General features: G+C 43.1%; 31 protein-coding genes and 3 pseudogenes. 27 read left to right on the forward strand and 7 right to left on the reverse strand.

Going from position 1 to position 20,575, the window contains the following annotated elements:
* Nucleotides 1–452 precede the first annotated feature (452 nt).
* From CCS41_RS16750 to rplQ (CCS41_RS17430), 27 genes and pseudogenes are all read left to right on the forward strand, one after another.
* A pseudogene (locus tag CCS41_RS16750) lies at nucleotides 453–638 on the forward strand (uL23 family ribosomal protein); the annotation flags it as partial.
* Nucleotides 639–656: 18 nt separating this feature from the next.
* Nucleotides 657–1,484, forward strand: a complete 828-nt coding sequence (rplB, locus tag CCS41_RS11035; RefSeq protein WP_072550023.1) for a 50S ribosomal protein L2 — start codon at nucleotides 657–659, stop codon at nucleotides 1,482–1,484.
* Nucleotides 1,485–1,501: 17 nt separating this feature from the next.
* Nucleotides 1,502–1,780, forward strand: a complete 279-nt coding sequence (gene rpsS, locus CCS41_RS11040) for a 30S ribosomal protein S19 (protein ID WP_072550024.1) — start codon at nucleotides 1,502–1,504, stop codon at nucleotides 1,778–1,780.
* A gap of 14 nt (nucleotides 1,781–1,794) precedes the next feature.
* Nucleotides 1,795–2,148, forward strand: a complete 354-nt coding sequence (gene rplV, locus CCS41_RS11045) for a 50S ribosomal protein L22 (protein ID WP_072550025.1) — start codon at nucleotides 1,795–1,797, stop codon at nucleotides 2,146–2,148.
* A 2-nt stretch (nucleotides 2,149–2,150) separates the two neighbouring features.
* Nucleotides 2,151–2,849 (forward strand): 30S ribosomal protein S3, encoded by a 699-nt coding sequence (gene rpsC, locus CCS41_RS11050; RefSeq protein WP_072550026.1) that lies wholly within the window; start codon nucleotides 2,151–2,153, stop codon nucleotides 2,847–2,849.
* 12 nt (nucleotides 2,850–2,861) lie between these two features.
* Nucleotides 2,862–3,272, forward strand: coding sequence for a 50S ribosomal protein L16 (rplP, locus tag CCS41_RS11055; protein WP_072550027.1), 411 nt, complete (start codon nucleotides 2,862–2,864; stop codon nucleotides 3,270–3,272).
* Entirely contained in the window at nucleotides 3,272–3,487 is a 216-nt protein-coding gene (gene rpmC / locus CCS41_RS11060; protein WP_072550028.1) for a 50S ribosomal protein L29, read from the forward strand. Before rplP ends, rpmC begins: the two co-directional genes overlap by 1 nt.
* On the forward strand, nucleotides 3,480–3,737 hold the full coding sequence (rpsQ, locus tag CCS41_RS11065; RefSeq protein ID WP_072550029.1) for a 30S ribosomal protein S17: 258 nt from the start codon (nucleotides 3,480–3,482) through the stop codon (nucleotides 3,735–3,737). The genes rpmC and rpsQ overlap by 8 nt, the downstream gene beginning before the upstream one ends.
* Before the next feature lie 178 nt (nucleotides 3,738–3,915).
* Nucleotides 3,916–4,287: a 50S ribosomal protein L14 gene (rplN, locus tag CCS41_RS11070; RefSeq protein WP_072550030.1), complete on the forward strand. Its 372-nt coding sequence runs from the start codon at nucleotides 3,916–3,918 to the stop codon at nucleotides 4,285–4,287.
* A 10-nt stretch (nucleotides 4,288–4,297) separates the two neighbouring features.
* Nucleotides 4,298–4,630, forward strand: coding sequence for a 50S ribosomal protein L24 (rplX, locus tag CCS41_RS11075; RefSeq protein WP_072550031.1), 333 nt, complete (start codon nucleotides 4,298–4,300; stop codon nucleotides 4,628–4,630).
* Between the two features lie 14 nt (nucleotides 4,631–4,644).
* Nucleotides 4,645–5,232, forward strand: coding sequence for a 50S ribosomal protein L5 (gene rplE / locus CCS41_RS11080; protein ID WP_072550032.1), 588 nt, complete (start codon nucleotides 4,645–4,647; stop codon nucleotides 5,230–5,232).
* Nucleotides 5,225–5,548: a 30S ribosomal protein S14 gene (rpsN, locus tag CCS41_RS11085; RefSeq protein ID WP_072550033.1), complete on the forward strand. Its 324-nt coding sequence runs from the start codon at nucleotides 5,225–5,227 to the stop codon at nucleotides 5,546–5,548. The genes rplE and rpsN overlap by 8 nt, the downstream gene beginning before the upstream one ends.
* Nucleotides 5,549–5,583: 35 nt before the next feature.
* Nucleotides 5,584–5,976 (forward strand): 30S ribosomal protein S8, encoded by a 393-nt coding sequence (gene rpsH, locus CCS41_RS11090; protein WP_119797579.1) that lies wholly within the window; start codon nucleotides 5,584–5,586, stop codon nucleotides 5,974–5,976.
* Between the two features lie 14 nt (nucleotides 5,977–5,990).
* The gene (gene rplF, locus CCS41_RS11095; RefSeq protein ID WP_072550035.1) at nucleotides 5,991–6,524 is read left to right on the forward strand and encodes a 50S ribosomal protein L6; all 534 of its coding nucleotides are present in this window, start codon (nucleotides 5,991–5,993) and stop codon (nucleotides 6,522–6,524) included.
* Between the two features lie 8 nt (nucleotides 6,525–6,532).
* A complete protein-coding gene (gene rplR, locus CCS41_RS11100) occupies nucleotides 6,533–6,886 on the forward strand; it encodes a 50S ribosomal protein L18 (protein ID WP_072550036.1) in 354 nt (117 codons plus the stop codon).
* Between the two features lie 12 nt (nucleotides 6,887–6,898).
* Nucleotides 6,899–7,405, forward strand: a complete 507-nt coding sequence (gene rpsE / locus CCS41_RS11105) for a 30S ribosomal protein S5 (RefSeq protein ID WP_072550037.1) — start codon at nucleotides 6,899–6,901, stop codon at nucleotides 7,403–7,405.
* 2 nt (nucleotides 7,406–7,407) lie between these two features.
* Nucleotides 7,408–7,614 (forward strand): 50S ribosomal protein L30, encoded by a 207-nt coding sequence (gene rpmD / locus CCS41_RS11110; protein ID WP_072550038.1) that lies wholly within the window; start codon nucleotides 7,408–7,410, stop codon nucleotides 7,612–7,614.
* Nucleotides 7,614–8,087 (forward strand): annotated as a pseudogene (rplO, locus tag CCS41_RS11115) (50S ribosomal protein L15); the annotation flags it as partial. The gene rpmD and the pseudogene rplO, both read left to right, overlap by 1 nt.
* Before the next feature lie 39 nt (nucleotides 8,088–8,126).
* Nucleotides 8,127–8,309: an uL15 family ribosomal protein gene (locus CCS41_RS11120; protein WP_083429587.1), complete on the forward strand. Its 183-nt coding sequence runs from the start codon at nucleotides 8,127–8,129 to the stop codon at nucleotides 8,307–8,309.
* Between the two features lie 7 nt (nucleotides 8,310–8,316).
* A complete protein-coding gene (gene secY / locus CCS41_RS11125) occupies nucleotides 8,317–9,648 on the forward strand; it encodes a preprotein translocase subunit SecY (protein WP_072550039.1) in 1,332 nt (443 codons plus the stop codon).
* Nucleotides 9,649–9,682: 34 nt separating this feature from the next.
* Nucleotides 9,683–9,799, forward strand: coding sequence for a 50S ribosomal protein L36 (gene rpmJ, locus CCS41_RS11130; RefSeq protein WP_072550040.1), 117 nt, complete (start codon nucleotides 9,683–9,685; stop codon nucleotides 9,797–9,799).
* A gap of 143 nt (nucleotides 9,800–9,942) precedes the next feature.
* Nucleotides 9,943–10,335, forward strand: a complete 393-nt coding sequence (gene rpsM / locus CCS41_RS11135; RefSeq protein WP_072550041.1) for a 30S ribosomal protein S13 — start codon at nucleotides 9,943–9,945, stop codon at nucleotides 10,333–10,335.
* Nucleotides 10,336–10,351: 16 nt separating this feature from the next.
* Nucleotides 10,352–10,741: a 30S ribosomal protein S11 gene (rpsK, locus tag CCS41_RS11140; RefSeq protein ID WP_072550042.1), complete on the forward strand. Its 390-nt coding sequence runs from the start codon at nucleotides 10,352–10,354 to the stop codon at nucleotides 10,739–10,741.
* Nucleotides 10,742–10,771: 30 nt separating this feature from the next.
* On the forward strand, nucleotides 10,772–11,392 hold the full coding sequence (gene rpsD / locus CCS41_RS11145; RefSeq protein ID WP_072550043.1) for a 30S ribosomal protein S4: 621 nt from the start codon (nucleotides 10,772–10,774) through the stop codon (nucleotides 11,390–11,392).
* A gap of 27 nt (nucleotides 11,393–11,419) precedes the next feature.
* Nucleotides 11,420–12,424: a DNA-directed RNA polymerase subunit alpha gene (locus CCS41_RS11150; protein WP_072550044.1), complete on the forward strand. Its 1,005-nt coding sequence runs from the start codon at nucleotides 11,420–11,422 to the stop codon at nucleotides 12,422–12,424.
* A gap of 38 nt (nucleotides 12,425–12,462) precedes the next feature.
* A pseudogene (gene rplQ, locus CCS41_RS17425) lies at nucleotides 12,463–12,684 on the forward strand (50S ribosomal protein L17); the annotation flags it as partial.
* Nucleotides 12,685–12,939: 255 nt separating this feature from the next.
* Nucleotides 12,940–13,161: a 50S ribosomal protein L17 gene (gene rplQ, locus CCS41_RS17430; protein ID WP_323586460.1), complete on the forward strand. Its 222-nt coding sequence runs from the start codon at nucleotides 12,940–12,942 to the stop codon at nucleotides 13,159–13,161.
* A 774-nt stretch (nucleotides 13,162–13,935) separates the two neighbouring features.
* Here the strand turns inward: rplQ (CCS41_RS17430) and CCS41_RS11165 are convergent.
* The 7 genes from CCS41_RS11165 to aroB form a co-directional block, all read right to left on the reverse strand.
* Entirely contained in the window at nucleotides 13,936–14,352 is a 417-nt protein-coding gene (locus CCS41_RS11165; RefSeq protein WP_162860062.1) for a hypothetical protein, read from the reverse strand.
* 193 nt (nucleotides 14,353–14,545) lie between these two features.
* The gene (locus CCS41_RS11175; RefSeq protein WP_072550049.1) at nucleotides 14,546–15,457 is read right to left on the reverse strand and encodes a 2OG-Fe(II) oxygenase; all 912 of its coding nucleotides are present in this window, start codon (nucleotides 15,455–15,457) and stop codon (nucleotides 14,546–14,548) included.
* 172 nt (nucleotides 15,458–15,629) lie between these two features.
* Nucleotides 15,630–16,646 carry a tryptophan--tRNA ligase gene (gene trpS, locus CCS41_RS11180; protein WP_072550050.1) on the reverse strand — a complete coding sequence of 339 codons (1,017 nt, stop codon included), beginning with the start codon at nucleotides 16,644–16,646 and terminating at the stop codon, nucleotides 15,630–15,632.
* 11 nt (nucleotides 16,647–16,657) lie between these two features.
* Nucleotides 16,658–17,362: a ribulose-phosphate 3-epimerase gene (rpe, locus tag CCS41_RS11185; protein WP_072550051.1), complete on the reverse strand. Its 705-nt coding sequence runs from the start codon at nucleotides 17,360–17,362 to the stop codon at nucleotides 16,658–16,660.
* Nucleotides 17,363–17,442: 80 nt separating this feature from the next.
* Nucleotides 17,443–18,255 carry an adenine-specific DNA-methyltransferase gene (dam, locus tag CCS41_RS11190; RefSeq protein ID WP_072550052.1) on the reverse strand — a complete coding sequence of 271 codons (813 nt, stop codon included), beginning with the start codon at nucleotides 18,253–18,255 and terminating at the stop codon, nucleotides 17,443–17,445.
* Between the two features lie 80 nt (nucleotides 18,256–18,335).
* Complete coding sequence (locus CCS41_RS11195) at nucleotides 18,336–19,298, reverse strand: SPOR domain-containing protein (protein WP_072550053.1); 963 nt, start codon at nucleotides 19,296–19,298, stop codon at nucleotides 18,336–18,338.
* A 170-nt stretch (nucleotides 19,299–19,468) separates the two neighbouring features.
* A complete protein-coding gene (gene aroB, locus CCS41_RS11200; RefSeq protein ID WP_072550054.1) occupies nucleotides 19,469–20,563 on the reverse strand; it encodes a 3-dehydroquinate synthase in 1,095 nt (364 codons plus the stop codon).
* Between the last annotated feature and the right edge of the window lie 12 nt (nucleotides 20,564–20,575).

Below are 20,575 nucleotides of genomic sequence, written 5' to 3' on the forward strand. Positions count from 1 at the left end.
AAGCAGAGGCGTATAAATTGTGTGAAATCAGAAAGGCACCTAAAACAGGAATCGATAACGCTTTGGATAAACTGTTTTCTGGCGTTGACAATGTGAATAAAACAGACTTCCAAAAAGCCTTATTATATAAACAGATTAAAACTGAAAAGGAAATTCGAAAAGCACTGGAAGGTCTGTTTTCTGGAGCTAAATTCCTGACTAAATCAGAACTGAAGGCTTCGATAGATAAACTGTTTATAATACCCACTGATACAGAAATTGATACTGTGGTTAGTGAGCTGTTTGAAACCCGCAATGCGCTTAAAACAGAAACCAAAGCTGCGATGGATGAACTGTTTTCTAAAGCTGAATCTAAGACCAAACCAGGATTTAGAAAAGTTTTGACAGATTTGGACAGGCCGACAGAAAAAGAGCTAAAGGATTTAAAATCGATTAGATATGCCGGCCTGCTAAAAACAAAAATCAACGCTGCGATTGATAAACTGTTTGAAAGCAAAGTCAAAGACGTAAATACCTTGCTGATGAAAGGCAAAACTAAGCGTCGGGGTCAACGTGTTGGTCAGCGTAGTGATTGGAAAAAAGCTTACGTCACCCTGAAAGAAGGCCACAGGCTGGACTTCATTAACGACGCAAAGTAAATCGAAGGAGAGTAAACAATGGCACTACTTGTTAAATGTAAACCTACATCTCCGGGTCGTCGTCACGTTGTTAAATTGGTCAGCCCTGAGTTACATAAGGGTAAACCCTATGCTCCGCTGCTTGAAAAATTAAGCAAAAGCGGTGGCCGTAACAACCAGGGTCGTATCACCACCCGTCATATCGGTGGTGGCCATAAGCAACATTATCGTCTCATTGACTTCAAACGTAATAAAGACGGTATCCCTGCTAAGGTTGAGCGCCTGGAGTACGATCCGAACCGTTCTGCCAATATCGCGTTGGTTTTGTATTCGGATGGCGAACGTCGTTATATCCTAGCACCAAAGGGGCTAATAGCGGGAGATGTAATCCAATCGGGTGTCGATGCCGCAATTAAATTAGGAAATACTCTACCTATGTGCAATATCCCAATGGGATCAAAAGTTCATAACGTAGAGATGAAACCGGGTAAAGGCGGTCAATTGGCACGTTCTGCTGGTGCGTACGTTGAGATTATTGCGAGTAATGGTCCTTATGTCACTCTGCGTCTGCGTTCTGGCGAAATACGTAAGGTTTTATCTGCTTGTCGTGCTACTTTAGGTCAAGTGGGTAATGCTGAGCATATGTTGCGTCAATTGGGTAAAGCGGGAGCCAGCCGCTGGCGTGGTATTCGTCCTACCGTTCGTGGTACAGCAATGAACCCGGTCGATCACCCACATGGTGGTGGTGAGGGGCGTAATTTTGGTAAGCACCCAGTAACCCCGTGGGGCGTTCAGACCAAAGGTAAAAAAACGCGTAGCAACAAACGTACTGATAAATTCATCGTACATCGCCGCAGTAAAAAGTAATTATTAGAGGATAAGCCATGCCACGTTCTCTCAAGAAAGGTCCCTTTATAGACCATCACTTGCTGAAGAAGGTAAAGAAAGCGGTGGAAAGCGGAGACAAAAAACCAGTTAAAACTTGGTCCCGTCGTTCAATGATCCTTCCAGAAATGGTCGGTTTGACCATCGCTGTCCATAATGGTCGTCAGCATGTTCCGGTATTTGTTTCCTCAGAGATGATCGAACATAAATTGGGTGAATTTGCGCCAACCCGTACTTATCGCGGCCATGCGGCCGACAAAAAGGCTAAAAAACGCTAAGGTAGGAGGAAGAGATGGAAACTATCGCTAAACATCGCCACGCTCGTTCTTCTGCTCAGAAGGTTCGTCTTGTGGCGGATTTGATTCGCGGTAAGAAAGTGTCGCAAGCTCTGGAAACTCTAACTTACACCAACAAAAAAGCAGCTGGTTTGGTTAAAAAAGTATTGGAGTCTGCCATTGCTAACGCAGAACACAACGATGGCTCTGATGTTGATGAGCTTACGGTCACAAAAATTTTCATAGACGCAGGTCCTAGCATGAAGCGCACTATGCCGCGTGCAAAAGGTCGAGCAGATCGTATCCTGAAGCGTACCAGCCATATTACTGTGGTTGTGTCCGATAATCGCCGAGACTTTGTTGGAGACTAGCAATGGGTCAGAAAGTACATCCTAATGGTATTCGGCTAGGTATTGTCAAACGCTGGAACTCTACCTGGTACGCAGATACCAAAGAATTCGCTGACAACCTGGACGGCGATTTTAAAGTTCGTCAATTCTTGTATAAGGAACTGGCGAAGGCGTCTGTTTCTCGTATCGTTATCGAACGCCCTGCAAAAAGCATTCGTGTGACTATCCACACTGCTAGGCCGGGCATTGTTATCGGTAAAAAAGGTGAAGACGTCGAAAAACTGCGTAAGATGGTAGCAGATATTGCTGGCGTACCGGCGCAGATTAATATTTCCGAAATTCGTAAACCGGAATTAGATGCAAAATTGGTGGCTGATAGCATCACTTCACAGTTGGAACGCCGTGTTATGTTCCGTCGTGCGATGAAGCGTGCTGTACAGAACGCTATGCGTCTTGGCGCGAAAGGCATCAGAATTAACGTCAGTGGCCGTCTTGGTGGTGCTGAAATTGCGCGTACCGAATGGTATCGTGAAGGTCGTGTTCCGTTGCATACACTGCGTGCGGATATCGATTACGATACATCTGAGGCGCACACTACTTACGGTATTATCGGCGTTAAGATATGGATCTTCAAAGGTGAGATCTTGGGTGGCATGACTGCTGTTGAACAACCGGAACCGGCTGCTCAGCCTAAAAAGCAGCAGCGTAAAGGCCGTAAGTAAGGAGAATCGCTGATGTTACAACCAAAGCGTACAAAATTCCGTAAGATGCAGAAGGGCCGTAACCGTGGTCTGGCGCGTGGTAGGGATGTTAGTTTCGGTGAGTTTGGCTTGAAGGCTTGCGGCTGTTGCCGCATAACGGCGCGTCAAATTGAAGCAGCCCGTCGTGCGCTGGTACGTGCAATCAAGCGTCAAGGTAAAGTTTGGATCCGTATATTTCCTGATAAACCGATCACGCAAAAACCGCTAGAAGTACGAATGGGTAAAGGTAAAGGTAACGTAGAGTATTGGGTTGCTTTGATTAAGCCAGGAAAAATGTTATTTGAAATGGCTGGTGTTCCTGAAGATGTCGCCCGTCTAGCATTTAAGCTGGCGGCAGCAAAGTTGCCTGTTGGGACCACGTTTGTAACCAAGACGGTGATGTAATGAAAGTACAAGAGCTGCGTGAAAAAAGCATTACAGAGCTGAATACTGAACTGCTCAGCCTGTTGCGTGCACAGTTTAACCTGTGCATGCAAACAGCCGGTGGTCAGTTACAGCAAACTCACCTGTTGAAACAAGGGCGGCGACAGGTCGCACGTGTTAAGACTGTACTGACTGAAAAGACTGAAGAGGCTAAAAAGCGGGTGTGTCATGACTGAGAAAAAGATCCGTACGAAGCAAGGTCGTGTGGTAAGTGACAAAATGGAGAAATCTATCGTTGTTACTATTGAGCGAATGGTGAAGCATCCGGTTTATGGTAAATTCATCAAACGTACGACGAAATTGCATGTACATGACGAAGACAATGAATGTGGTATTGGTGACGTGGTGAAGATCCGCGAATGCCGTCCACTGTCAAAGACTAAATCTTGGACACTTGTTGAAGTTGTAGAGAAAGCGATTCTTTAATTAACGTCGCTACTCAAAAAACGGCTCAAAAAATGGGTCGTTCATTTTGTCTACCCATAATCTGGGAGCAGTGTTACAATGCTGCGCCCTAGTTTACTGGGTTTTTAACCGGCCTATCTTGGGCTCTGATGTGCCTGTTTGGGGTCTAAATGATAGTTGATATTAGCGGAGCACTAACATGATCCAAGAACAGACTATGCTAGCCGTGGCCGACAACTCTGGCGCGCGCCGCGTAATGTGTATCAAGGTTCTAGGTGGCTCACACCGCCGCTACGCACACATCGGCGACATCATCAAAATTACCATCAAGGAAGCGATTCCCCGTGGCAAGGTGAAGAAAGGCGATGTAATGAAAGCGGTAGTTGTGCGCACTAAGAAGGGTGTACGTCGCCCTGACGGTTCTGTCATTCGCTTCGATGGTAACGCTTGTGTTATTTTAAACAATAGCAGCGAGCAGCCGATTGGTACCCGTGTTTTTGGACCGGTGACTCGTGAACTACGTAGTGACAAGTTCATGAAAATTATTTCTCTGGCACCAGAAGTACTCTAAGGAGCGAACCATGGCAGCGAAAATCCGTCGTAATGACGAAGTTATCGTGCTAACCGGAAAAGATAAAGGTAAGCGCGGTAAAGTAACGAATGTTTTATCTTCTGGTAAAGTCATTGTTGACGGTATTAATCTGGTTAAAAAGCATCAAAAGCCGGCTCCGAACCAGAGTCAACCAGGTGGTATTATTGAAAAAGAAGCGGCGATTCAGGTTTCTAATGTTGCACTGGTCAACACGGAAACGGGTAAGGCTGATCGTGTGGGCTTTAGGTTTGAAGAAGGTAAAAAAGTGCGTTTCTTTAAATCTAATGGTGAAACTGTTCCTAGCGAAAAAATTAGCAAGTAATTTGGAATAATACGATGGCGAAACTGCATGATTGTTACAAAGAAAAGGTAGCCCCAGAATTAAAGGCTAAGCTTGGCTACAGCTCTATCATGGAAGTCCCTAGGATTGAAAAAATCACCTTGAATATGGGTGTTGGTGAGGCTGTTTCCGACAAAAAATTGTTGGATAGTGCGATGAATGATTTGGCAGCTATCTCCGGTCAAAAGGCGTTGATGACTAAAGCCCGTAAATCGGTTGCAGGCTTCAAAATTCGTCAAGGCTATCCGATCGGTTGTAAGGTGACCCTGCGCGGCAAGCGTATGTGGGAGTTTTTTGAGCGCCTCATTTTCATTGCTGTACCTCGTATTCGTGATTTCCGTGGCTTATCTGCTAAGTCATTTGATGGTAATGGAAATTATAGTATGGGTGTGCGCGAGCAAATTATCTTTCCAGAAATTGACTACGACAAAATCGATCGCATGCGTGGTTTGGATATCACCATTACTACTACTGCACAATCCGATAAGGATGGTTACGAGTTGCTGACTGCTTTTAAATTCCCATTCCGCGACGATTTCCCATTTCCAGTCCGCAAGGAAGGTAAGGTTACAACTCATGGCTAAGCAATCATTGAAAGCACGTGAAGTAAAACGCTTGGCACTGGCTGCTAAATACCGGGAAAAACGCGCGGAGTTGAAAGATATCATTGCTAGTAAGGGTAAAGCGTCCGAAGCGCATTGGAGTGACGAAGAGCGTCGGGCTGCTGTTCTTAAACTGCAAACTTTACCGCGTGATTCCAGTCCGTCTCGCCAGCGTAATCGCTGTCGCCAAACTGGCCGTCCGCATGCTTACCTGCGAAAGTTTGGCTTGAGCCGCATGAAAGTCCGTGAAACCGCGATGCGCGGTGAAATACCGGGTCTTAGAAAGGCTAGCTGGTAATCATTACCCATTGAGAATCACGGGAGTAAAGACAAATGAGCATGCAAGATCCGATCGCAGATATGCTGACCCGTATCCGCAACGGTCAGGCCGCGAACAAAGTCACGGTCACTATGCCTTCCTCTAAGCTGAAAATAGCTATTGCTATGGTGCTGAAAAAGGAGGGTTTCATTGAAGATTTCTGTGTTACTGGGGAATCTAAACTTACCTTGGAACTGGAACTCAAGTACTTTGAGGGGAAGCCAGTCGTAGAAACTATTCAACGTGTCAGTCGTCCGGGTTTGCGCATCTACAAGAAAAAAGATAAGCTACCAAAGGTTATGGCTGGTTTAGGCATCGCTGTTGTTTCTACCTCTCGAGGTGTCATGACTGATCGTGCAGCTCGTGAAGCCGAAATTGGCGGCGAGATTATCTGCTACGTAGCTTAATTCGGGAGGAAAGAATGTCTCGTGTTGCAAAAGCACCCGTCGTTATTCCTGCCGGCGTAGAGGTAACACTCAACGGTCAGGTTATTTCGATTAAGGGTAAAAATGGCGAGTTGACTCGTACAATCCATAGTGCCGTTGTTGTTGAGCATAAAGAAAATACATTGGTTTTTGCTTCACACGAGGGTGCTATAGAAGGTTGGGCACAGGCGGGTACTGCTCGTGCACTGGTTAGTGCTATGGTTGTTGGTGTCACCGAAGGCTTCACCAAGAAGCTACAACTGGTAGGTGTGGGTTATCGTGCCAAAGTTGAGGGTAACAGGATAAATTTGGCCCTAGGCTTTTCTCATCCCGTTGATCATGAGCTCCCAATAGGCATCACTGCCGAGTGTCCGAGCCAAACTGAAATCGTGCTAAAAGGCGCTGATAAACAGGTTGTTGGTCAGGTTGCAGCAGATCTGCGTGCCTACCGTCGTCCTGAGCCTTATAAAGGCAAAGGTGTCCGTTACGCCAATGAAGTCGTGCGTACTAAAGTGGCTAAGAAAAAATAAGGTACACTATGGATAAGAAAGCAGCTCGTATCCGTCGTGCGACCCGTACACGACGCAAATTAAAAGAACTGGGTGCGACTTGCCTGGTGGTACACCGTACCTCGCGCCATATGTATGCGCAGGTTATCGACCCAAACGGTTCTGAAGTTTTGGTAGCAGCCTCTACAGTGGAGAAAGCTATTAAAGAGCAGTTGAAATATACTGGTAACAAAGATGCAGCAGCAGTAATCGGTAAGGTTGTTGCTGAACGCGCGTTGGAAAAAGATATCAAGAGCGTATCTTTTGACCGTTCCGGTTTCCAATATCATGGTCGAGTCAGGGCACTGGCAGATGCTGCCCGTGAAGCTGGCCTTCGGTTCTAAGGTAAATGTAAGATGGCTCACACCGAAAAACAAGCTGGTGAACTGCAAGAAAAGCTGATTGCGGTGAACCGCGTATCTAAAACCGTAAAAGGTGGTCGTATTTTCAGCTTTACCGCACTTACAGTTGTAGGTGATGGTAATGGTCGTGTTGGTTTTGGCTATGGCAAAGCCCGCGAAGTTCCAGCAGCAATCCAAAAGGCGATGGAAAAAGCCCGTCGCTCTATGATTAACGTTCCGTTGAATAATGGTACTCTGCAGTACGCTATTAAGGGTGCTCATACGGGGTCTAATGTGTTTATGCGACCCGCTTCCGAAGGTACCGGTATTATTGCCGGTGGCGCTATGCGCTCTGTTCTGGAGGTTGCAGGGGTTCGTGAAGTATTATCTAAGACTTATGGTTCTACTAATCCAATCAATGTGGTTCGTGCAACTTTTGCTGCCTTGGAAAGGATGAAGTCTCCAGAAATGGTCGCTGCGAAGCGTGGTAAAACCGTTGAAGAAATTCTAGGGTGTGAATGACCATGGCAAAGACTATGATTGAAATAACTCAAACTCGCAGCTCTATCGGTCGTTTACCTAAGCATAAGAAGACGCTTGTTGGTTTAGGACTGCGTCGCATTGGTCATACTGTAGAGCGTGAAGACACTCCTTCCATACGTGGTATGGTAGAGCAGGTTTCTTACATGGTTAGAGTTGTTAAAAAAGCAAATGTTGAGGAGAGTAAGTAATGCGTTTAAATACTCTGTCTCCGGCTGAAGGTGCTAAGCATGCGCCAAAGCGTGTAGGTCGTGGCATTGGTTCTGGCCTAGGTAAGACCTGCGGTCGTGGTCATAAAGGTCAGAATTCGCGATCGGGCGGTGGCGTGCGTCGTGGTTTTGAGGGCGGTCAGATGCCTCTGCAGCGTCGTTTGCCAAAGTTTGGTTTTGTTTCTCGTAAAGCGGAGTTTGTAGCGGAAGTTCGTCTTTCTGAACTGGCGTCAATGGAAGTTGAGCTAATCGACCTGGACGCACTAAAAGCCGCTAATATTATTGGTACCCAGGTTAAATCTGTAAAAATCATTCTTTCTGGTGAAATCAATCGTGCGATAACTTTACGTAGTCTGCGTGTTGCCAAAAGTGCTCGTGAAGCGACTTTGGGTGATCTGCGTGTTACTAAAGGCGCTCAAGCTGCTATTGAAGCTGCTGGCGGTAAAATTGAGAAAATAGTGATCGCAGAGGTTCGTTTGTCCAGACTGGCTAAAATGGAAAGCGACGTCATTGATTTGGGTACACTGAAAGCGGCTAACGTTGTTGATACCGAAGTTGAATCTGTGAAAGTTGTGCTTCCTGGTAAAATCAATCGTGCAATAACTCTTCATGGTTTGCGTATCAGCCCCAGTGCCCGTGCTGTTATTGAAGCCGCTGGCGGCAAAATTGAGGAATAAGTAGCAGATGGCCAAGCAACCGGGACTAGATTTTCAAAGTGCTAAAGGCGGGTTAGGTGAGCTGAAACGCAGACTGTTGTTTGTTATCGGTGTGCTTATTGTTTTCCGTATCGGCTCTTTTATTCCGATCCCTGGTATCGATGCCACTGTGCTTGCTAAATTGCTCGAGCAACAGAGGGGCACTATCATTGAAATGTTTAATATGTTCTCTGGTGGTGCTCTCAGTCGTGCTTCAATTTTTGCCTTGGGTATTATGCCGTATATTTCGGCATCGATCGTTATCCAACTGTTAACGCTAGTTCATCCCGCGTTAGCAGAGATAAAGAAGGAGGGTGAGGCCGGTCGTCGGAAGATTAGTCAGTATACTCGCTATGGTACATTGGTATTGGCGATATTCCAATCGATCGGTATTGCTACCGGATTGCCGAATATGCCTGGTATGCAGGGTTTGGTGCTGAATCCCGGTTTTGCTTTTTATTTCACCGCTGTTGTGAGCCTGGTTACTGGAACCATGTTTCTTATGTGGCTAGGTGAACAAATTACTGAACGAGGTATTGGCAACGGTATTTCAATCATAATCTTTGCTGGTATTGTAGCGGGACTGCCATCAGCAGTGGGTCATACCGTTGAGCAAGCTCGGCAAGGTGATCTGCATTTTCTTCTGTTGCTGTTGGTTGCAATATTGGTGTTTGCAGTTACTTTTTTTGTTGTTTTCATCGAGCGTGGTCAGCGGCGTATTGTTGTTAACTATGCGAAACGCCAACAAGGTCGTCGTGTTTATGCAGCACAGAGTACACATTTACCGTTGAAAGTAAATATGGCTGGGGTTATCCCGGCAATCTTTGCTTCCAGTATAATTTTGTTCCCCGCAACTATTGCCTCTTGGTTTGGTGGTGGTACGGGTTGGAATTGGCTAACGACTATTTCAATGTATTTACAACCAGGGCAACCGCTTTACGTACTGCTGTATGCGTCGGCAATTGTTTTCTTCTGTTTCTTTTACACTGCGTTGGTGTTTAATCCGCGTGAAACAGCGGATAATTTGAAAAAGTCCGGTGCATTCGTACCAGGTATTCGTCCGGGAGAACAAACAGCTAGGTATATTGATAAAGTAATGACGCGTCTTACCTTGATTGGCGCGATTTATATTACTTTTATCTGCCTGATCCCTGAGTTCATGCGTGATGCAATGAAAGTACCTTTTTATTTTGGCGGTACTTCACTGTTGATCGTTGTCGTGGTTATCATGGACTTCATGGCACAAGTGCAAACTCTGATGATGTCGAATCAGTATGAGTCTGCATTAAAAAAAGCAAACCTGAAAGGCAATAACCGCTAGTCAGGAATGTTTGAGAAGTAAAACGGAGAGAAAAATGAAAGTTCGTGCTTCCGTCAAGAAATTGTGTCGTAACTGTAAAGTTGTTAAGCGTCGTGGTGTCGTTCGTGTAATTTGCAGTGTCGAACCAAAGCATAAACAGCGTCAAGGCTGATTTTTGTATAATTTTCTTGCAAAGTTGGATTGAGCTGGCTAGATTAGCCAGCTGATCTTTTGTCTATGACTAGATGTCATTTGAGTATCCTGAAAACGGGCTTTTCAGAGTGGCATTGTTTATAAAATAGTTAGGAGTGCATAGTGGCCCGTATAGCAGGCGTTAACATTCCTGACCAAAAACATACTGTTATCGCGTTAACCGCAATTTATGGTATAGGCAAAACTCTCTCACAGTCTATCTGTGATGCTGCGGGTGTTGCTAAAAATGTTAAGGTCAAGGAACTGTCTGAAGAACAAATCGAGAAGTTACGTCAAGAAATTACCCGGTCGGTTATGTCTGATGATAACAAGCTTAAGCCCAAATACGTTGTAGAAGGTGATCTGCGTCGTCAAGTTACCCTGAATATCAAGCGTCTTATGGATCTTGGAGCTTATCGTGGTTTACGTCATCGTCGTGGTTTGCCGGTTCGTGGGCAGCGTACGAAGACCAACGCACGTACCCGTAAGGGTCCGCGTAAACCGATCAAGAAATAATCGGGGTGATTAAATAATGGCAAAGGTTTCTGTTCGTACGCGTAAACGTGTAAAAAAACAAGTCTCTGACGGTGTGGCTCATATCCATGCTTCTTTCAACAACACTATTGTTAGCATCACTGATCGTCAAGGTAATGCTTTAGGTTGGGCAACGGCAGGGGGATGTGGTTTCCGTGGTTCTCGTAAGTCAACTCCGTTTGCAGCGCAAGTTGCAGCAGAGCGCTGCGCTGAGGCAGTAAAAGACTACGGTATCAAGAATCTGGAAGTTATGGTGAAAGGACCAGGTCCAGGTCGTGAGTCTACCATCCGTGCGTTAAACGCGGCGGGCTTCCGCATCACTAATATTACCGATGCGACTCCGATCCCTCATAACGGTTGTCGTCCGCCTAAAAAGCGTCGTGTATAGCGCTACGCCTAGGTTTGTTGGAGAAAAAAAATGGCAAGATATCTGGGGCCTAAGCTCAAGCTGAGCCGTCGTGAGGGTACTGATTTATTTCTGAAGTCAGGTGCCCGTGCGATTGATACCAAGTGTAAAATTGATCAACCACCTGGCCAGCATGGTGCACGTAAGCCACGTCTGTCTGATTATGGTGTGCAGTTGCGTGAGAAGCAAAAAGTTCGCCGGATATATGGTGTTCTGGAGCGTCAATTCCGTAATTATTACAAAAAAGCCGCAAGTGTAAAAGGCAATACAGGTGCGAACTTGTTGCGACTATTGGAAAGTCGTCTAGACAATTTCGTTTACCTCATGGGTTTCAGCGCTACTCGTGCTGAAGCACGTCAGTTAGTGAGTCATAAAGCTATATTGGTAAATGGGCGTGTTGTCAACATCGCTTCCTATCAAGTATCTCCGAATGACAAAATCAGCGTTCGTGAAAAAGCGAAAACGCAAAAACGTATTAAGGCTGCTTTGGAGCTGTCTGAGCAGCGTGAAAAGCCAACTTGGCTGGAAGTTAATGCTGTTGAGATGATGGGTATGTTCAAGTGTATTCCTGAACGTGCTGATTTACCTGCGGATATTAACGAACACCTGATCGTTGAGCTTTACTCCAAGTAAAGTTTAGTACCAAAGAGAGAGGACACAATGCAGGGTTCTGTGACAGAGTTTCTAAAACCACGCTTAGTAGATATCGAGCAAACCACTTCGACGCACGCTAAGGTGACCCTTGAGCCTTTAGAGCGTGGCTTTGGCCATACTCTTGGTAACGCACTGCGCCGTATTCTGCTCTCATCGATGCCGGGTTGTGCGGTGACTGAGGTTGAGATTGCTGGTGTACTTCATGAGTACAGTAGTAAAGAAGGCGTACAGGAAGATATCCTGGAAATCCTGCTCAACTTGAAAGGGTTGGCGGTGAAAATTCAAGGAAAAGATGAAGTTATTCTTACCCTGAATAAGTCTGGCATTGGCTCTGTGACGGCTGCTGATATCACTCATGATGGTGATGTTGAAATCGTCAAGCCACAGCAAGTGATTTGCAACCTGACTAACGAAAATGCGTCTATCAGTATGCGTATTAAGGTTCAGCGTGGTCGTGGTTATGTTCCGGCTTCTGCCCGGATTCATTCGGAAGAAGATGAGCGCCCTATTGGTCGTTTATTGGTGGACGCATGCTATAGTCCTGTAGAGCGTATTGCCTACGATGTTGAAGCAGCTCGTGTAGGACAACGTACTGACTTGGATAAGTTAGTCATTGATATGGAAACCAATGGTACCATTGAGCCTGAGGACGCTATTCGCCGTGCCGCAACTATTCTGGCTGAACAGTTGGAGGCTTTCGTTGATCTACGTGATGTACGCCAACCGGAAGAAAAAGAAGCGAAGCCAGAATTTGATCCGGTCTTATTGCGCCCTGTTGATGATTTGGAGTTGACTGTCCGCTCCGCCAACTGCCTTAAGGCAGAAGCTATCCAGTACATCGGTGACCTGGTACAGCGCACAGAGGTTGAATTGCTGAAAACGCCAAATTTGGGTAAAAAATCGCTCACTGAAATCAAGGATGTGCTGGCTTCACGTGGTCTGTCTTTAGGCATGCGCTTGGAAAAATGGCCTCCAGTTTGTATCGCCGACGATCTAACAGAACACTCATAACAATCGTAGATTAAAGTTTTACTGAAAAGGATAAGGTTATGCGCCATCGTAAAAGTGGTCGTCAACTGAACCGCAATAGCAGTCATCGACAGGCTATGTTACGCAATATGGCCAGTTCTTTGCTTCGTCACGAGGTGATCAAAACAACCTTGCCGAAAGCAAAAGAGTTGCGTCGTGTTGTTGAACCACTAATTACTCTTGCTAAGAACGACTATATAGCTCACGAAGGGAATTACGAAGCTAAGAAGAAGGAGTACGAAGCTAAGCAGGAGGAGTACAAAGCCGCGAAAGAAAAATATGAAACTAAGCTAGAGGAACTGGTAACTGAAAGTGAGGAGTATAAATCTGAGCAGGAGGAAGCCCAAAAGCTCATAGGGTTCGAGAAACATCTTGAGAATTTCAAAAAGAGTCTCAAAGCGGATCTTAAGAAGAGGTTCAAAGAAAAACATAGTAAGCTCGATGAGTTCGACGAGTATGATACAGCCAAGAAAGCCAAGGAAAGTGCCATTAAGCCAGTGACTGAGCATTTAGCCAGGTATCGTCAAGCATTTGATCATCTTCGTGATAACGAAATAGTAGCAAAGTTGTTTAATGATCTAGGTCCAGGTTTTGCGACGCGTCCAGGTGGCTACACTCGAGTTTTAAAGTGTGGCTTCCGTACGGGTGACAATGCACCTATGGCTTACATCCAACTGGTTGAATCCCAATCATCTGAGCAAGTAGAAAAAACGGAATAGTTGTACCAAAATTGCTGTGAGCAGACAAAAAACCGGGCTTGCCCGGTTTTTTGCATTGGCATACTAGAGAAGGGAGATCCTGTTATTTGTAGAATTTTTGGTAGTAATGATTTAATGGGTCAAACTTTTTTTCAGCATCTTGGTGTAGGCGACTATTTTTTGTCATAATAAGTCGATGGGGAGACCCTTTCTTTTCTACTGATAGGTCAATCGGTAAGTCAGAATCTTGAAAGATATTCATAATATGATCGAGGATTTCTGCACGAATGGGCCATATTTTTGTTTTTTTAGTTTCTGCACATAAGAAATTCGTGGTTATTTTGCAGTATTCACATTGACAAGGTAATTCTGTTTTGATCGAAAAATTATCTTTATGCTGTAAACCCAAGGTGAGTTCTTTCTGTATCTTTGTTATTAAATAGTTTTGTAGCGATTGATAATAAACTAAATCGTCAGACGAAATTGCATCTTTTAGTATAAAAAAGTTTAGATAAATGAACTTCTGGATATAATTTAGGGTTTGATATTAAGTGTTTAATTATTTTATCGAGTATTCTGTCATATTTAATGGTAACAGCGGTCTGTAGTATACCCTTTACCCAATCTATTCTTTGTGGTAGTGTTTTTTTTAGTCTATTGATTTTTTATATTGATACAAGTATTTGTCATTGTTAATTATAGCATCGCTCTGAGTATCTAATAATAATTCAGCTATCTGAACGACACCATTACAGGATAAGAAACTCTTTATAAAAGAGTTGATATTTTTCAAAATTAATTTTTTGTAAAGTGGTGGTAAAATTTATTTTCTTTTTTCCAGGTTTTTAAAAGTTCAAGGCACCAGGCAACACCATAAAGATCTTGTAAAGCGATAAGTTCATTAACAATATCATATTCTAGTATTTTCCATTTAAAATGGGACAATATTGCTTGAGCTAACTCTTTATTTTGAATATATATTCCAATACGACTATAAGTTGAAAAATCATTTTTCTGATATTGTTTGCCAGATTGATGAAAATATTCTCCAGCTTTGTGAATAATTTCGATAACCTTTTCTTCTTGAGCTGGTATCGTTGTCAGCAACAACAGTTCTTTTATCGCATTTTCATAATTTAACAAAAAATTCATCGGAATTTGATTTGATGTATGCCATAAGACAATTGCTGCTCGCCGATACCAATAGTCCATAGTATTACCAGTGTTACCGGTATATTCTTCATATTCTGAATTAAAAGGGACAAAATCCTCTGTTTCTGTATTGCAACAGATATAATCGTCTGAAACATCATACTCAGAAAAAGGTGATTTTTTATTATCGGCATCTATCCAGTAGGATAAAATTGTTGCATTGTCAATGAGTTCATCAACTTGTGGATCTTCATCATATCCGATTGTCGCCTACGAATGATAAATTTCTATCAGGGCAAGATGAAGAATGAACCCCAATTTTTTTTGCAGTGATATAAAAAGAAGAGGCATTAACACGATCAAGACCTTTTAATATATTCCATCCCAGACTGTGTTCTGTGTAACTGTGATCTAAAAAATAGACAAGTGGCAAGGGTTTTAAATTTTCTTTGCTATTAAAATATTCGCCAATGGCTTTTTCTAGATGAGGATTTTCATTTTTTTTTCCAGCAATATTTTTTGATGTTAACACTAAATTATACGTTAAAGCGATACGAGATCCTTGTGTGGTTTTTTTAATCTCGTGATGACAATCAGCATAAAAAGCGGTATATTTTATCATGTTACAATCAATATTTTCTGAAGAAAAAATACATTGTTTTTTATTATGTTCGACGATCAAGTCACCACCAATATGGGGAGAGGGTAATATCATGACTAATGTTGTAACCATACCCTCCAATTTTTCTGTATCCTGGTGTTTGTTAAAAAATTGGTCTTTACCGTAAACCAACAGATTATGTAGATGAGGTACAAGTGTGGTGTCATCAGAAAGTTCTAATGCATTTTTAATATTAGTTAATATGATAGATAATGCATCTTCGTTGATGATGACACGTAGCTTATCTCTTGAAATTTCTTGTGTATCGCGAATGTTTTCATCTAATAATGTTTTATCTCCTAAACCGAATTTTGCCTTTGAAGAAATCGCTATCAATTTTTGAATATCTTGTTGTGTGGGGAGCGGATCAATTTTTCCTACTTCTACAATGTTTATCTGAACATCTGATGGTTTTAGTGCACCTTCAACATAAAAGCATCTTCTATCCGGTTCATCATCTTTTTTAAGCGAATTACAAATATTTCTAAATATATCTTTTTTCATAATTCTCTAAATCCTTAATAGTCGGGTACTCAATCCTATCAATCATGAGAGATACGTAATATAGCAGAACGATTTTATTATAAGTACAGAATAAAGATGAATCATGTCGTATATTTATACTTAATGGTATCCATTATGTAACCAAAATTAAATCGTACTACTATATCGTCTATCATGGAGTCACAAAACCTATTGCCTCGTACACTTTTTTAAGCGTTTCTTGTGCGCGTTTTTGTGCTTTAGTCGCTCCCTCGCGCATTATATTTTTTAAATTGTTTTCGTCTTTACGTTCCTTACGATAACGCTCTTGTAAATTGCCGAGCATATGAATAAGTACAATAGCCACTGCGCTTTTTAGATCACTGTATTTTTGGCCTATAAATTGTGTTTCTAGCTCAGAAATAGGTTGTCCACTCACACCTGATAGAATATCCAGCAAATTAGATATTCCCGCTTTTTTTTCTACATCGTAGCGGATCAGGGCAGGTTCATCAGAATCGGTTACCGCCCGTTTGATTTTTTTTTCTACCGAATCAATATCTTCTAATAATCCAATAATATTATTAGTGTTATCGTCTGATTTAGACATTTTTTTATGTGGTTCTTGCAGTGACATCACCCTTGCTCCTCCATTTTTAGGAATAAAGGGTTCAGGGACAGTAAATATCTTGCCATACTGCTTATTAAAGCGTTGAGCAATATCTCTGCTTAGTTCCAGATGCTGTTTTTGATCTTCGCCTACGGGCACTTGGCTGGCTTGATACAGCAGTATATCTGCGGCCATAAGTGCTGGATAGCTAAACAATCCGGCGTTGATATTTTCCACGTAGCGTGTTGATTTATCTTTAAACTGGGTCATCCGGCTTAGCTCACCAAAATAGGTGTAGCAGTTCAGTATCCAGCTTAATTGGGCATGTTCGGGGACATGTGATTGCACAAAAATAGTGCTCTTTTGCGGATCGATACCACATGCCAAATATAGGGCTAAGATATCTAACGTTCTTTTGCTCAGAGTTTGGGCATCTTGGCGTACAGTAATAGCATGTAAATCAACAATGCAGTAAATACAGTCATAATCGTCTTGCATCTTTACCCATTGACGCAGGGCGCCCATATAGTTGCCAATGGTCAATGTACCGGAAGGCTGAGCACCACTAAATACAATGGGTTTTTGTGTTGTTTGATTCATTTTATTTTTCCTTAATGATTGACATCTGTTACAGATGGAGGGAAAACCTTTGCTAACTCACATCGCATCATCTCAATCACCGTTTTATAATTCGGCTGTTTGAAAATAGCGGAACCTGCGACGAACATATCTGCTCCTGCTTTTGCTGTCTCATAGATGTTCGCTGTGTTAATACCTCCATCCACCCCTAACCGAATATCATAACCACCGTCATCGATGAGTTTTCGTACCTGACATAATGTATCTAGCGTTGCCGGAATAAACGATTGACCGCCAAAGCCTGGGTTAACTGACATCAATAAAATGATATCTAATTTGTCCATTACATTTACATTATCGAGACAACTCAGATCCGTATTGGGATTGAATACTAAGCCAACCTTACAACCCTGATTTTTTATTAGTGCTAGGGTACAGGTGATATCTTTAGTGGCTTCTGGATGAAAAGAAATAGAGGTGGCACCCGCTTTAGCAAAAGCTATTGCTAGATGATCAACAGGTTTAACCATCAAATGCACATCAATGGGGGCAAGAATGCCATAATTTCGCAGAGACTGACAAACCATGGAGCCGACTGTTAAATTGGGAACGTAATGGTTATCCATGACATCAAAATGAATAACGTCAGCGCCGGAGGCCAGTACTTTGGCTGTATCCTCACCTAAACGGGCAAAATCTGCCGCCAGAATGGATGGGGCAATTAAAAATTCTTTCATTTTGTTTCTCCAAAATTTTTACTTGCTCAGTAATCTATTTTTACGAAAAAATAAAATATGAAAGGCCATTAAAAATTTGTTTAACTGTAGAGTGCTAAAAGCTCATTTACTTTGTGACGACCAAGAATATTACTACTGATAGTGCGGCGAGCTTTGACCTGATGCAGTATTGCTTGATAATACCAGGCTCGTGTCAATTCAGTATCGTGATTAGAAATAAGTACCGGAATCTGGTTTTGGCTGAAAAGTTGGTGAGCCAGACGTGCCAGATTTTGTTGATCTTCCATAGTAAAATTATTGCTGTGGTAGGAGGTAAAATTGGCAGTTGTTGATAATGGAGCATAAGGTGGATCGCAATATACAACTGCACCACAGGTCGCTTTTAATAAAGTTTGTTGGTAATGCTCACAGATAAAAGTGGCATGTTGCGCTTTTTCTGCAAACCAGTACAGCTCTGCTTCAGGAAAATAAGGCTTTTTGTAACGACCAAAGGGTACATTAAATTCACCCTTCAAGTTATAACGACATAACCCATTGTAGCAATGGCGATTAAGGTAGAGAAAGAGAAGCGTTCGGCGGTAAGCATCTTTACTGGTATTAAACTCTTGACGAATAAGATAAAACCGTTCAGCGTTGTTGTATTCACCGCTAAACAGTACACGAGCGTCACGCACAAAATCATTTGTTCGTAACTTAACAATATTATAGAGCTCGATAAGATCGTTGTTAATATCGGCCAAAATATAAGACCTGTATTCGGTATTCAAAAACACCGAGCCGGCGCCGACGAATGGCTCAATTAAACATTCCCCTGCCGGCAGATGGTGTCGTACATCATCAACTAGCTGATATTTTCCACCAGCCCATTTTAAAAAAGCGCGGTTTTTCTTCATGCCGTCGGCTACTTAGTCATTCAGAGATACAGATTAGACCTCTTGCGAAACCTGCTTATCAGCGTACTGGATAAAATATTTTAGTCTTTCAGATTCTGCTGCAATTGATACACAGGTTTAATCCAGGGTTTTTTTGCTTGAATATCGGCGGGTAACATAGCGAGAGCACTCTTGGCTTCAGTAAAAGAGGCATAGTTACCGCTTACCAATATATACCAGGATTTACCATCATGTTTGGTCTCATACACTTGATAATTGGTTAATTTTTGCTGTTTGGCATAAGCATTCAGGGTATCTGCACGTGATGCACTGCTCAGTTGTAAGGTAAAATGGTGCTTCGGGGCAGTTCTCAATGAGCCGACGATATGGGTTGAACCAAACTTCGTGCCAGTATCCCTCGTTATTACCGTATTTTTATTACTCATAATCAGGTTTTTGGCTGCATTATCACTCGGTTTAGGTGTTGTCTGAGTGGACGGAGGAGATACTACTATGGGTTGGACTGTCTCTTTCGACGAAGAGATAGTCGTCGCTCGCGCCGGCACAGTTGATAACGGAGTATTGTTTGTATTGTGAGATAAGATCTCACCCTGATGTGCCGAAAGAGCATCAGATATATTGCCCGATAATTCGATACGTTGTGTCTGACTGGCTGCAAGCCTGGGTGCTGCGTCAGTGGGAACTGCAGAAATCGGTGGTATCCTGACATCCTGTAGCTGGACACTGTTTTTAACACCTTTGGTATCATGGCTACTGTCTATTTTCAAAACATCGGCATTGGATGCTAGTGAAGAAATAGCAGGAATATTGACTTCCTTCGTTGCCATATTCGGTGTCTGCTGTGCTAATTCATGCTGTGTTGGTGCTTTTAAAGCAGAAGTAACAGCGACGACAATCAATAACAAGACTAAAATACCAATACCAATCATCATACGTTGATGTGAAATGGCGAGTTGAGACCCATTTGAAGATTTCCGTAAGTGTGTAGGACGGTGATCACTGCTGTCTGCTTTTAGGTCGTCTTTCGGCTTTAAATCGTCCATTTAATCCCTCCAACTAAAAATGAAGCTCCCCGCCACAGCAATCGGGTGAATTGATTTGAAAGAAGATATCACACTGATGATACAACATCATCATACTCATATCATTAGACTTCTTGCATAACCTACTACGTGGCGTGAATTTGGTGTTACGTGGTGCTTGCGAGCGTTGCTCAAGAAGATTTGGAACAGGCTCTAATCGCAGTGAGGACAATATCGTTCGATATTCGGCTGCGGATCTCTGCTCGGCCAATGGCTGTGGGGAGTATCAGACGACGTTCACCTACCAACACTTTTTTATCCCGCTTCATGTACGTCAAATAAGATCCTGCTGTCATTTCCGCTGGCCTGTGGATAGGAAGACGGGCACTCGATAATAGTTTTCTAATACGCTCAACATCGGCCTCCGCAAAACAACCCAGTAGCCGTGCGGTTTCGGCAGCCATTAGCATACCTACGGCTATAGCTTCACCATGTAACCAGACACCATAACCCATTTTAACCTCAATAGCATGACCATAAGTGTGGCCGAAATTGAGTAACGCACGTCTTCCATTCTCTTCACGTTCATCGGTGGAGACAACATCTGCTTTTAGTTCACAGCACCAACGGATACAGCAGCTCAATGCTGTTACATCCCGCGCTAACAAAGCATCGATATTATTTTCTAGCCAGACAAAAAACCGAAAATCAAGGGTAATGCCATATTTAATCACTTCAGCTAAGCCAGAAATGAACTCACGCATTGGTAGGGTTTGTAGGCAATTAAGATCAATCACTACCGAGATAGGTTGATAAAACGCGCCGATCATATTTTTGCCCAGCGGATGGTTAACCGCCGTTTTACCACCAACGGAAGAATCCACTTGTGCCAGCAAAGTGGTAGGTGCCTGAATAAAACGTACTCCACGTAGATAACATGCGGCAGCGAAACCGGTTAAGTCGCCTATTACTCCGCCCCCTAGGGCAATCAGTGTAGTATCACGCCCGTGTGATTTTTCTAACAGTGCAGAGAATACCTGTTCAAGAACGACTAAAGATTTATACTGTTCACCATCAGGTAAAATGATCTGATCGACCTTAACGCCACTCAGTTCCAAGGTTACCCGGAGTGAATCCAAATAAAGAGGAGCCAGCGTTTGATTAGTCACCAGCATCGCTTGATCACCTGTTTTCAATGGCACAAATGCCGTCGGATCACCAAATAACCCAGAGGCTATAGCAATCGGGTAGCTACGCTTCCCCAGTGTAACAGTAATTTTAACCATATGATGCTTGAT

This window comes from Candidatus Fukatsuia symbiotica, assembly GCF_003122425.1.
Lineage (GTDB): Bacteria > Pseudomonadota > Gammaproteobacteria > Enterobacterales > Enterobacteriaceae > Fukatsuia > Fukatsuia symbiotica.